The sequence below is a fragment of the Pseudomonas sp. H11T01 genome (genome assembly GCF_048515765.1).
Lineage (GTDB): Bacteria > Pseudomonadota > Gammaproteobacteria > Pseudomonadales > Pseudomonadaceae > Aquipseudomonas.
The window spans coordinates 62,339-73,404 of the sequence record NZ_JBLYED010000033.1 but is presented as its reverse complement, the minus strand read 5'-3'; the positions used below and the strand labels follow the sequence as shown (position 1 = coordinate 73,404).

Annotated in this window: 9 protein-coding genes and 2 pseudogenes; 2 read left to right on the top strand and 9 right to left on the bottom strand. The window is 54.7% G+C overall.

The window, feature by feature from the left end; all coding sequences use genetic code 11:
• From ACN1C3_RS29275 to ACN1C3_RS29265, 3 genes and pseudogenes are all read right to left on the bottom strand, one after another.
• A partial coding sequence (locus ACN1C3_RS29275) for a hypothetical protein (RefSeq protein WP_419119192.1) occupies positions 1-199 on the bottom strand: 199 nt, incomplete at its 3' end.
• A 206-nt stretch (positions 200-405) separates the two neighbouring features.
• Positions 406-624: pseudogene (locus tag ACN1C3_RS29270) on the bottom strand (hypothetical protein); the annotation flags it as partial.
• Between the two features lie 35 nt (positions 625-659).
• On the bottom strand, positions 660-1,955 hold the full coding sequence (locus ACN1C3_RS29265; protein WP_419119191.1) for an NRAMP family divalent metal transporter: 1,296 nt from the start codon (positions 1,953-1,955) through the stop codon (positions 660-662).
• A gap of 319 nt (positions 1,956-2,274) precedes the next feature.
• On the opposite strand from ACN1C3_RS29265, the pseudogene ACN1C3_RS29260 reads away from it, so the two are divergent.
• A pseudogene (locus ACN1C3_RS29260) lies at positions 2,275-3,006 on the top strand (DUF72 domain-containing protein).
• Positions 3,007-3,796: 790 nt separating this feature from the next.
• On the opposite strand, the gene ACN1C3_RS29255 reads toward ACN1C3_RS29260, so the two are convergent.
• The 6 genes from ACN1C3_RS29255 to ACN1C3_RS29230 form a co-directional block, all read right to left on the bottom strand.
• Entirely contained in the window at positions 3,797-4,462 is a 666-nt protein-coding gene (locus tag ACN1C3_RS29255) for a glycosyltransferase (protein WP_419119190.1), read from the bottom strand.
• Positions 4,463-4,567: 105 nt separating this feature from the next.
• On the bottom strand, positions 4,568-5,167 hold the full coding sequence (locus tag ACN1C3_RS29250) for a methyltransferase domain-containing protein (RefSeq protein WP_419119189.1): 600 nt from the start codon (positions 5,165-5,167) through the stop codon (positions 4,568-4,570).
• Positions 5,164-5,943: a PIG-L deacetylase family protein gene (locus tag ACN1C3_RS29245; protein WP_419119188.1), complete on the bottom strand. Its 780-nt coding sequence runs from the start codon at positions 5,941-5,943 to the stop codon at positions 5,164-5,166. Before ACN1C3_RS29245 ends, ACN1C3_RS29250 begins: the two co-directional genes overlap by 4 nt.
• Complete coding sequence (locus ACN1C3_RS29240) at positions 5,940-6,977, bottom strand: acyl-CoA dehydrogenase (protein WP_419119197.1); 1,038 nt, start codon at positions 6,975-6,977, stop codon at positions 5,940-5,942. Before ACN1C3_RS29240 ends, ACN1C3_RS29245 begins: the two co-directional genes overlap by 4 nt.
• 463 nt (positions 6,978-7,440) lie before the next feature.
• Entirely contained in the window at positions 7,441-8,796 is a 1,356-nt protein-coding gene (locus ACN1C3_RS29235) for a dicarboxylate/amino acid:cation symporter (protein ID WP_419119187.1), read from the bottom strand.
• A 100-nt stretch (positions 8,797-8,896) separates the two neighbouring features.
• On the bottom strand, positions 8,897-9,952 hold the full coding sequence (locus ACN1C3_RS29230; RefSeq protein ID WP_419119186.1) for a tartrate dehydrogenase: 1,056 nt from the start codon (positions 9,950-9,952) through the stop codon (positions 8,897-8,899).
• Positions 9,953-10,089: 137 nt separating this feature from the next.
• On the opposite strand from ACN1C3_RS29230, the gene ACN1C3_RS29225 reads away from it, so the two are divergent.
• Positions 10,090-10,998, top strand: coding sequence for a LysR family transcriptional regulator (locus ACN1C3_RS29225; RefSeq protein ID WP_419119185.1), 909 nt, complete (start codon positions 10,090-10,092; stop codon positions 10,996-10,998).
• Positions 10,999-11,066 lie beyond the last annotated feature (68 nt).

Genomic DNA, 11,066 nt, shown 5'->3' with positions numbered 1-11,066 from the left:
CGTCAAGGTGCTGGGAGCGCGTCAATTGATGGCATTGATGGGCTGAAAGGCCCTTTTTTCCTGAGCACCTCAGAAAAACAAATGCCCCGACAAGTCGGGGCATTTGTTTTTTGGCCTTGGCCGGCTGTGTTTTCACACAGTCTGCAATGGCCGGGCTTTTGTATTTATCGCCTGTCGTCAGATAGCGGCGTCTCTTCATCGGCCGCCGGCAGGTCGCTGTCAGCGGGATCTGTCCAATCTCCTGGGCGTCCCTTTGTTACTTCGCCCGGGCGGCTCAGAGGATCGTATTTGCCAGAGTCTTTAGGATCCATCGTCGACTTGTCGGTGTCTGACTCTGGTTTGGGAGGGACAGAGCCTTGCATTTTCTTGTCTTGGAAACTCGAATCGGTAGCCATACGCACCTCACTATTGAGGTCCAGCAATTCTGGGCCGTATAGGTTTGAAATTGGCCTGAGGGCGGGGTGCGATTGAGTTGACGAGCGGCAGATATACAAAAACGACCCAGCGCACGCCTTCAACTCCAGCATAGATATCCGGATAGCGCAGCGTCGCGAGCAATGCGTCATCGCCTCGGTTGGCCGCATCCATGGCCATGGCAAAGCGGTAGTAAACGTTGGGCCAGGCCATAGCATCAAGGATAATGTCACACGCTTCAGAAGCTATGCCGCAAACATACGCCAGAACATGCCGATTACGACAAGCGCCATCGCTATAGTGCAGCTCCAGCCCAATATACGCAGCCCACGGCTAATGACGAAAGTGCCCATAATTTCTTTGTGTGATGCCATCAACATCATGATAAACATGATAGGCACCGCAATCACACCGTTGACAACTGCACTCCAGATCAAGGCTTTAATGGGATCTATCGGGGCAAAGCAGATCAATACACCCAATAATGTTGCCGCCGTGATAATGCTATAAAACGCTTTGTTTGATTCCGGCTTGGCCTCCAAGCTATTGCGCCACCTAAACGTTCCGGCCACGGCGTAAGCTGCCGAACCTGCCAAGACGGGAATCGCTAACATGCCCGTGCCAATAATCCCTCCGCTGAATAGCCAAAATGCTAATTCTCCCGCAATCGGCCGCAAAGCATTCGCCGCCTGTTCGGCCGTTTGAATTTCTGTGACACCGTGCATATGCAGCGTGACGGCCGTGGTCAACATAATGAAAAAAGCAATTATGTTAGAAAACCCCATGCCCACTATTGTGTCAATTTGGATGCGCCTAAAACTGCGTCGTGCCTGGTTTGGCGCCTCAATCAGCGCTTGAGCCTTGGGGTCAGCCTTCATGTCTTCAATTTCCTGCGATGCTTGCCAGAAAAAAAGATAGGGACTAATGGTAGTGCCAAAAATGGCAACCACAATTGTTATGTATTCCGGTTTCCAGGACATCTGGGGCCATACGGTCTGGCGAACGACCTGCCCCCAAGGAATATGCACGGCAAACATAATGCCCACATAAGCCAGCAACACGAGTGTCAGCCACTTGAGCACCCGCACATATCGCTTATATGGGATGAACACCTGTAGCAGCAAGGAAACCATTCCAAAGCCAACCGCATAGAAATGAGACGATCCGCCGATCAACAGCTTCATCGCTGCGGCCATTGCGGCAATGTCAGCTGCGATGTTGATGGTATTAGCGGCCATTAACAGCACCACGATGCTAAATAGAAAAGGCTTGGGGTAATGGCGGCGGATATTCGTAGCCAGCCCGTGCCCGCTGACTCGACCTATTCTGGCGCTGATGATCTGAATGCCGACCATCAGGGGAAACGTAAAAAACAAAGTCCACAGCGTATTCAAACCAAATTGTGCGCCGGCTTGCGAATAGGTCGCTATACCGCTTGGATCATCATCCGCCGCGCCTGTGATAAGGCCAGGACCGAGTTTTTTTATCCACGAACGATGAGCAACAACCGGGGCCTTGTCTACGAGCTCTTTCTTGTTCATTTTTGTAGTTTCTCAGGTACCGCAGGACGCCATACAGGTATTGATGCGAGCCACTCAATGGGAGTTCCAGAATTATTTTCAGCGCAGATTTTTCCGCTCTCAGGATTCGTCTCAGCCTAACCGGTCGGCTTGAGCCTAGTCGAGGTGTCACCTACCTCGACTGAAAGGAAGATTAAAATAGCCAGAGAAACTGCCGAAGGCCGCTGTGTCCAAGAGCTATCCGAGGTCGTCGATGAGGTGTCAAATGAGTAGAGTAATCAGGTCCCAAAACAGTGGAAATTTTTATGCGTGATGCCGGAGCGGTGCTCTATTGAGCCCCATGAATCAAGTGCAGCCGGTTTACATCGGCTGTGCGGGCTGGAGCCTGCCTCGTGAATATGGGCCAATGTTTCCTGAGCAAGGCACGCATTTGCAGCGTTATGCGACACACCTGACTGCTGCTGAAATCAACAGTTCTTTTTATCGGGCGCATCAGCCGAAAACGTATTTACGCTGGGCACGGTCCATACCATTGGGATTTCGTTTCTCGGTTAAGATGCCAAAACTCATTACCCACGTTCAGCGATTGCAGAGCTGCGATGTATTGCTGGATGAGTTTCTGCTCCAGTGTAGCCAACTGGGCGATACCTTGGGCTGTCTTCTGATCCAGCTACCTCCATCGCTGGCCTACAACGATGCAATGGCAGAGGCTTTTTTCCTAGCTTTACGCCGTCGTTATAACGGACCTGTGGTGCTCGAACCTCGCCATGAGACTTGGCTGAACGCTAGTGCACTATTAGTTGAGCAGAGGATCGGGCAAGTTGCCGCTGATCCGTCGCCTATAACTGGCGGCGACACGCCGAGCGGTTGGTCAGGTTTAAGTTACTGGAGATTGCACGTCTCGCCACGCATCTATCACAGTGCCTATCACTTAAGTTGATTAGAGATTCTGGTTGAAGATGTGCAAAGTTCGATGCACGTCCAGATCCCAACCTGGTGCATTTTCGATAATACCGCCAGTGGTTTTGCCTTGCGCGATGCGCTGACCCTGCAAATGCTTCTGCGCTTGTAGGGTGCCTCCCCGACCTATCATAGGCCACACCGGCAACTTCCAGGTCCAGCCTCTGCACGGCAGGCATACGCCCGATGCCGGTCAGGATCTCGTCGACCACCGTCGTTGACCAACTGCTGTCGTTGACCATCGAGACATGTTTGCGGTCGCCTTCGCTGCGAACGGCGGCGACAGTGCAGTTCAAGTTGATCTAGACGCAGTCGCGCGCCAGGGCGTCGGACACGACTTGTGCGGCGGCGCAATTCTGAAAAGAATTGGCCCGCAGGATGCGGGCCAATGAGCTTTCACTATGAGAGCGAACGTACAAGGTAGATCTAGCCACTGAATTAGAGGCAATTTACGAGGAAGAAGATCGTGGCTCTCGCGTGCTTATCTCTTCATATGATCGGAGCTGGGGTCATCCTTTGTAATGCCGGAGGTCCCTTTGTCTTTCATAGGATCTTCCCAATCTTGTGGACGATTACCGCCTTGAGTCTGGTCGGGCCGTCCCGGTTGACCTCCACCGCCTCCCTGTTGGCCTGAACTGCCCTGGCCTCCTTTGGTCGGGGAGTTCGGATCCATTTTGGGGTCATTGCGCCCTTGGTCCTGGCGGGATGGGTTCGACATCGGATCATTTTGGGGACGTTGTTCGTTAGCCATTTTGCACCTCTAACGTGAGGTCCAGTGAATCTGGGCCGTACTTGGTTCGATCTCGCTCTGTTTTGAATGTGCCAAGATTACGACAGGCGGCAAGTAGGTTTTCTGACTTCGAAATACGCTGGCGATCGCCCATCAATCAAAAAGCACAACTTCAGCCAATAAACAGTGGATCCGCAAGTGACTTCAAGAAGTCGCCGAAGCCTTCCCGGCATCTGCAATTCTTACGCGCACTCGTCGTGACTCGATTGGTGGCTGTCCATAGGATTACGGCGCCACTGCGTTCGAGATCCTCAACGAGATGAACATCCTCGTGCGCAGGTAACGCTTTAAACCCGCCTGCCTTTTTGTACGCTGCCGCGGAAATCCCAAGATTTGCGCCATGGATGTGTCGATGACCATCAACGGGGCGGTAATGAGCGTCATATCGCATCCGAACTTCATCGGAGTGTTCTGACCAGTCTGTGACTTCTACTACCCCACAGACTGCATCAACGTTGAACCGGATCTGATCGGCGAGCCAGGAGCAGGGCACCACCGTATCTGCATCGGTGAATGCAAGCCACCTGGCTCCCCGTTGCAACATTAGTTCGGCGCCTTCCGCTCTCGTCTTTCCAACATTGCGGTTTTTGCATACATGGATCATCACATCATGACGTTTTCCAACAGTCAGGGAGTCATCCGTACAGTCATCCATCACTATAAGAATTTCGACTTGCTCACCGCCCAAGCCTATGTGTGTAGAAGCCGCTAATAGCGACTTTATGCAATTCGCTAAAAATTGTTCTTCGTTGTGCGCTGGGACAATGATTGCAAGCATTTGAGATCTCGCCGCGGCAAGAGCGACCGTCGCATTGGCCTTTCAATATCGACTAATGGGTACGGAATTTGGTTTCAACTATTTCCTTCCTCGCGCGGACGCTCCTCATAGAGCCTCTTCTTCAAGGTCAATGGTATGGAGATGACGGCACCACAGTTCGAGTAGAAAGTCCTGTTCCTCATGACGGACCGAACGATGCAAAGACAAATGCCTTTCGAGGAGGTCGTGTACCAGGCGACCGTCCTGCGGGCAATCAGTGATCGGGGGAAGCCAGTGGCAGGCCAAGATAGAGCCCTCTGGGGTTAAGCTTCCCTTGGCCTTTTCGATGACTTGTTGCCATTCATGTGGAGTGAGGTAATAACCCACCTCACTTAATACGATGAGGTCAAAGTCGCCTTCGGGCCAATCGCGGGGCAGCTGTCCATGCACTACTTCCACGCCGGTTTGCTCTTTCAGGTGCTCGCGCGCCAGTTCTACGGCGGCGAAACTGGTGTCCATACAAATCAACGATTCACTTCGCTTGGCGAGGGCCACGCTCAATTCCCCATTAGCACAGGCTGGCTCGAAGATGCGTTCATAACGCTGATGTTGCAAAGTCGCGAGGGTCAACTCGCGCTTGCGTTTCTCGTACCAGCGGCTACGGAAGGCCCAAGGATCCGGATTGGCGCGGAAGAGTCGCTCAAAATACTCGGTGGGTACGCTCATACGAAGAACAACTCGAAAGGTTGCATTAGACGATCCAGCGCTGCCGATGAAAGTATGGGCGCGGCACCGGTACTCGGATCAGCGACCAGCTGGCTCTTATGGACTTGGATTGCTTTGCGCTTAGACGTCAGGTTTTTTGGCGATAGCGCTATTTTTCGTGCACGTGACCAAGGCACCCGCCGATCCTCGGGATTTGCCCAGTGCCAGGTCCAGACTGGAGCTTCACGCAAGTGGGCGTGGCAAATGCGGGTGGCATTTGCACAGGCGCGACCGACTGCTTCGTGATCGCAATGACCATCGTGTCTCCAGGTAGTTATGACCTGATCACCGGCGTGCAGCAGTTCACAAAGTTGCTGCGCCAAGTGCTGTTCGCTTCTTGGCACTAAAGAGTCGGTCAAACCGAGGCGAAACCAATCGACTGTTTGTCCATTGATACCCAGGCGAGCTAAGGCTTCGTAACTTTCTTGCGGGCGAAGGGCTCGAAGGCGATCAGGAGGCCATAGTGACGATCCTGGGTGGCTGCCTTCGCCATCGGTAACCGAAATCATGACCAGATCAATATTACTATCCGCCAAGCTGGCCAGGAGGCCTCCGCACATCAGGATCTCATCATCGGGATGAGGGGCCACGATAACCAAACGTCGAACCAACGGCAGTAGTGACTCCTTGGGGATAGTCGGTATTCGCTGCAAGGCACGAGATATCTGCCACTGTTTCAGCGAGGTTCCCTGACCCCGGATGGGATCGTTGTCGAACTCTTGAGGAGCATGCCTCATAGCAGCCAGCCTTCTTCATCATGTTTGCCCAACTGGCGACCAAGTTCGGCTAGATCGCGCTCCGCATGGCTTTGGCGAATGAACACGGGCAGGTCGGCGCTCAACCGCGCAAAACGCGGATCACGGCAGAACGGTGTGGCCCCGAGTGCGCGGCCAACATGCCATTGCACTTGTTCAACTGATGCTTCCACCTGAGCCCTTGTGCGGCGAACTTTGAACTCGGCATCCTCTGTAGGGTGGGCATCAATCCAAGCGGCGCATTCACGCAACGCTGCGGCGGCTCCGTGTAGGCCCGCGTCAACGGCACCCAGATGAGCTTCGGCATGAACATCCACGCGTGATCCTGTACAGGCTTTTCTCAAGTAACTGGCCAGCGTCTGCGCGGCGCCATACCAGCAGGCAGCGATGCCCGCACCACCATGCCAAAAGCCGGCGCGATTTAAATAAGCGTTATTGCTGCCCACGCAATAACCCACCGAGTGCTCTAACTCCACATTGACGCTAGCCGTTATGCCCATGCCACGTGCGTGCCAGTCTTGGCAGTGAGTTCGCAAATTAGATTGTTTTAGGGGAAGCGCTACTAACTGCGGCTGACCCTGTTCATCCCAAGCCGTTAGAAGAGCATGATCAATCTGCAAGGCACCAGAACACCAAGCTTTAACTCCGCCGAGCAATACCCTATCGCTCCGTCGAGAGAGCACTCGCACTCGGACGCTGGGGCGCTCAGCGGCCCAAACACCCCAAATTCCTGGACTGTCCAAATGCTCTGCGCAGAGTTCAGCGAGAATGGCCTTGGCATCGGTGTGCCCTTCATAGAGCTTGGCCAGAGCTAAGTCGGTCCCAGCCACTCGTGCCAGGGCACTCCAGCGTTTGAGCGTCTGACCGTGTCCGGGTAAAGGCAGGTCAGCTTGGCCCGAAGCTATGCAGGCGCGGAGTATTTCTTGCAATCGCACGTCTAGCTCCAGAGGCTGCGGTCGATCGCCGAAGTCATTCAGGCACTCGGCGAACGTCTTTAAACCATCAATAACTGACATGCTCATCCTCCGCGCTACAATGCTCATACAGAATTGTTGCTCGATCATCCTCGGATCACCCGTAGCGTCTGGAGCTTATAATTCGACGCCTTCTAAGCATTGAGGAGCCTGAGTTTCAAGAGTTCAATCGCAATAGCTATCGCGACGCTTACGCCGTACCGGTGCGGTCTCTCCAGGCATTTCACTTTATAAATCGGGCGGTTTGTTATCGCCCTTGCGGCGATAGCAACGGAAGTGATAATTCGATAAAACCTTCCATGCCCCGGCCCGCGCCAGTGGCGAGGCGAAACTGGCTGATCCGGGGTTGTTAGTGGAGATTATTGTTTGCGCAGCCAGAAACTGATCAATGGGCTGCACCACCGCGCAACCAAACCTGATTGACGCCCATTTGCCTCATCGCATGTCATCCTCAATGCTCGATCAACTATGGCGCTGAACGTCACAACGTTCAGCGCCATATACCCTACGCCTGAGAGGCTTTTTTAAGGCTTGGCAGCACGGAACCCGCTCCCGTCGATGAATACGCCGAGATAACGTCTGCCTGAACCGCCTCGGATTTCTCCTCTTCGACCTCGCCATTCAGCGCCTTGTGCATTTTCACTGTGTCCAGCGCCCCGACCCATTTGGCAATGGCCAGGGTGCCGACGCCATTGCCGATAGTGTTGGTGATCGCTCGTGCTTCCGACATGAACCGGTCGACGCCCAACAACAGCACCATTCCCGCCACCGGAATGGTGCCGAGGGAAGATAACGTCGCCGCCAGAATGATGAATCCCGAACCGGTGACACCTGCCGAGCCTTTGGAGGTGAACATCAGCACCGCCAGCACGATCAACTGATCGGTCAGGGTCAGCGGCGTATTCGTCGCCTGAGCAATGAAAATCGCGGCGATGGTGTAGTAGATCGCCTGCCCGTCCGGGTTGAAAGTCAAACCGGAGGGAATGATCATCCCGGCAACAGGCTTGGAAACACCGGCCTTTTCCATCTTGGAAATCATCTGCGGCAGCACCGATTCCGAAGAGCTGGTGCCCAGTACGGTGAACAGTTCTTCCTTGATGAATTTCAGAAACTTCCACAGGCTGAAACCGCTGTAGCGGCAGATCGGCCCCAGCACAAAGATCACGAACACGGCGCAGGTCAGGTAGACGCAAGCCATCAGCTTGCCAAGCGAGAACAGCGAGCCGAAGCCGTATTTACCGATGGTGAAAGCGATTGCGCCGAATGCACCAATGGGTGCCAGGCGCATGACCATGTTGACGATGCGGAACATCCCCTGCATCAGGCTATCCAGCGTGTCGACGAACATTTTTCCGCGCGGTCCCACATGTGCCAGTGCAATGCCGAGCAGTATGGAAAACAGCAGGATTTGCAACACGTTGCCCTTGGCGAAGGCATCCACGATGGTGTCGGGGATGATGTTCATGACGAAGTCCATGAACGAGGCGTGCTTCACTGCCGAGGTGTAGGTTGCCAGACTGGAAGTATCCAGCGTGGCGACATCAATGTTCATGCCCGCGCCGGGCTTGAACACATCAACGACCACCAGGCCGACGACCAGCGCCAGCGTGGACACGACTTCGAAATAGAGCAGCGCCCGTAAGCCGACACGGCCCAGCTCCTTCATGTTTTCCATGCGTGCAATGCCCGTGACCACGGTCAGGAAGATCACCGGCGCGAGGAGCATTTTGATCAATTTGATGAAAGCATCGCCCAGGGGTTTGAGCGCTGCTCCGGTTTCGGGAACGAACACCCCGACAATGGCGCCGAGGATCACGGCGATGAGGACTTGTACGTAGAGTTTGCCAAATATTCTTTTCATGACAGGGCCCTGATTTTTTATTGTTGTCAGGAAATGCCAAGGGGTCGGATCGGTGATCGGCCCCTTGGCGTTGTGCCGCAGCTTGAATCAGCGAAAAATATCAGCGGTTGATCAACTCGATTACCGCATCAGTGATCTGGCGGGTGGTGGCCGTACCGCCCAGATCCGGGGTATGCAGACCGCTCTCGGTCACGGCCTCGATGGCCGACATCAAGTGTTTCGCCGCAGCCGCTTCGCCGAGGTGTTCGAGCATCATCGCCGCCGTCCAGAATGTCGCAATCGGGTTGGCGACGCCTTTGCCGGTGATGTCGAAAGCCGAGCCGTGGATCGGTTCGAACATCGACGGGAATTTGCGCGAGGGATTCAGGTTGGCAGTCGGTGCGATGCCCAGACTGCCGGATAGCGCTGCGGCCAGATCGGACAGGATGTCGGCGTGCAGGTTGGTGGCGACGATAACGTCCAGCGTCGACGGTTTGAGCACCATGCGCGTGGTCACCGCATCGACCAGTTCCTTGTCGATCCTGACGTCCGGAAAATCCTTGGCGACTTCGTAGAAGATCTCATCCCACAGCACCATACCGTGACGCTGGGCGTTGGACTTGGTGACCATGGTCAGGTGCTTGCGTGGGCGGCTTTGCGCCAGTTCGAAGGCGAAACGGTGAATGCGCTCCACCCCGGAGCGGGTGAACACGGACACTTCGGTAGCCACTTCTTCGGGCAGGCCTCTGTGAACGCGACCACCGTTGCCGGAGTACTCGCCCTCGGAGTTTTCACGCACCACCACCCAGTCGATCTGATCACCATTGAGCAGAGGACTTTTTACCCCTGGCAGTACACGAGCCGGACGCACGTTGGCGTACTGGTCGAAGCCCTGGCAGATTGGCAGGCGAAGGCCCCAGAGAGAAATGTGATCCGGTACGTTGAGCGCACCGACAGCGCCAAAGAAAATGGCGTCGAAGGTTTTCAGTTCTTCCAGTCCACCTTCAGGGATGTAGTAACCGTTTTTCAGGTAGTTATCCGAGTTCCAGTCGAAGTGTTTGAAATCCAGTTCGAAGCCGGATTTTTTCGACAGGGCTTGCAGCACCTCGACGCCTGCGGCGATTACTTCAACACCGATACCATCACCTGGAACCGCAGCAATTTTGTATGCGCTCATCAATCAACTCCACTCTCGTTACGTTCTTGTTGTGCCCGTCGGACTGGTCTGTCCAGTCGGGTGTGAACGGAGTATATGTAGTGAACCAAGAGGCGTGAGTTACTCCAAATCACTACATAAATAACTTTGAGTTACGAATGAGCCAGACGCTGGATTTGTCTTTTTTCTACTTACTCGCCAATAAAGGCAGCCTCGCAGCGACGGCTCGGGAGTTGGGCGTGACACCGCCGGCAGTGAGCAAACGCCTGACTGCGTTGGAAGCCAGGCTTGGCATACGCTTGGTCAACCGGACCACGCGCTCGATGAGCCTGACCTCAGAGGGAGAGCTGTATTTCTCACATGCCGCCCGCATCCTGACGCAGATCGATGAGCTTGAGCAGTTGATCAGTAGCAGTCGCGCAACTCCCAAAGGCCTGATTCGAGTCAACGCTTCACTGGGTTTTGGCCGTCGCCATATCGGCCCGGCCTTGGCAGCGTTCTTCGCCCAATACCCTGAGGTCGAAATTCAACTGGAGATCAGCGACCACCCACTGGATCTGGCAACGCACGGCTTCGATCTGGGCATTCGTTTTGGCACCTTGCCAGACGCTGCATTCCACGCACGAAAGATCGCCTCCAATCGCCGCTTGTTGTGTGCCTCACCGCTCTACCTGGACAAATATGGAACACCTCAGAAGCTGGCCGAGCTGCAAAATCACAATTGCATTTTCATCCGCCAGAACGAGTCGCCCTATGGCGTCTGGAGTTTTAGCAACGGTGGCCGCACAGAAAACATCAAGGTGCATGGGGCCTTGGGTTGCAACGACGGGGAGGTGGCGCTGAACTGGGCGCTGGACGGGTTTGGGATATTGCTGCGGGCCGAATGGGACATCGCCCGTTACGTGCGCAGTGGCCGGCTGCGCCTGGTGCTGGAAGACCAGACGCCCACCCGCGCTGACGTGTATGCGGTATACCCGCAACAGCTGCATTTATCCGTGAGGGTTCGCAGCCTGATCGACTTTCTGATCGAGCGTTTCAAGCACATTGATAACATCGAGGAAAATTAAGGGACCTTCAGGGATAAGGATCGGTGAGCAACTCACCTCTTCACACCGCACCATTCGACTCTGGAGAT

Coding starts and splice junctions, on each gene's coding strand:
- ACN1C3_RS29230 (WP_419119186.1), bottom strand. CDS start 9,952: ATGAGCGCATACAAAATTGCTGCGGTTCCAGGTGATGGTATCGGTGTT.
- ACN1C3_RS29250 (WP_419119189.1), bottom strand. CDS start 5,167: ATGAGCGTACCCACCGAGTATTTTGAGCGACTCTTCCGCGCCAATCCG.
- ACN1C3_RS29225 (WP_419119185.1), top strand. CDS start 10,090: ATGAGCCAGACGCTGGATTTGTCTTTTTTCTACTTACTCGCCAATAAA.
- ACN1C3_RS29235 (WP_419119187.1), bottom strand. CDS start 8,796: ATGAAAAGAATATTTGGCAAACTCTACGTACAAGTCCTCATCGCCGTG.
- ACN1C3_RS29245 (WP_419119188.1), bottom strand. CDS start 5,943: ATGAGGCATGCTCCTCAAGAGTTCGACAACGATCCCATCCGGGGTCAG.
- ACN1C3_RS29255 (WP_419119190.1), bottom strand. CDS start 4,462: ATGCTTGCAATCATTGTCCCAGCGCACAACGAAGAACAATTTTTAGCG.
- ACN1C3_RS29240 (WP_419119197.1), bottom strand. CDS start 6,977: ATGTCAGTTATTGATGGTTTAAAGACGTTCGCCGAGTGCCTGAATGAC.
- ACN1C3_RS29265 (WP_419119191.1), bottom strand. CDS start 1,955: ATGAACAAGAAAGAGCTCGTAGACAAGGCCCCGGTTGTTGCTCATCGT.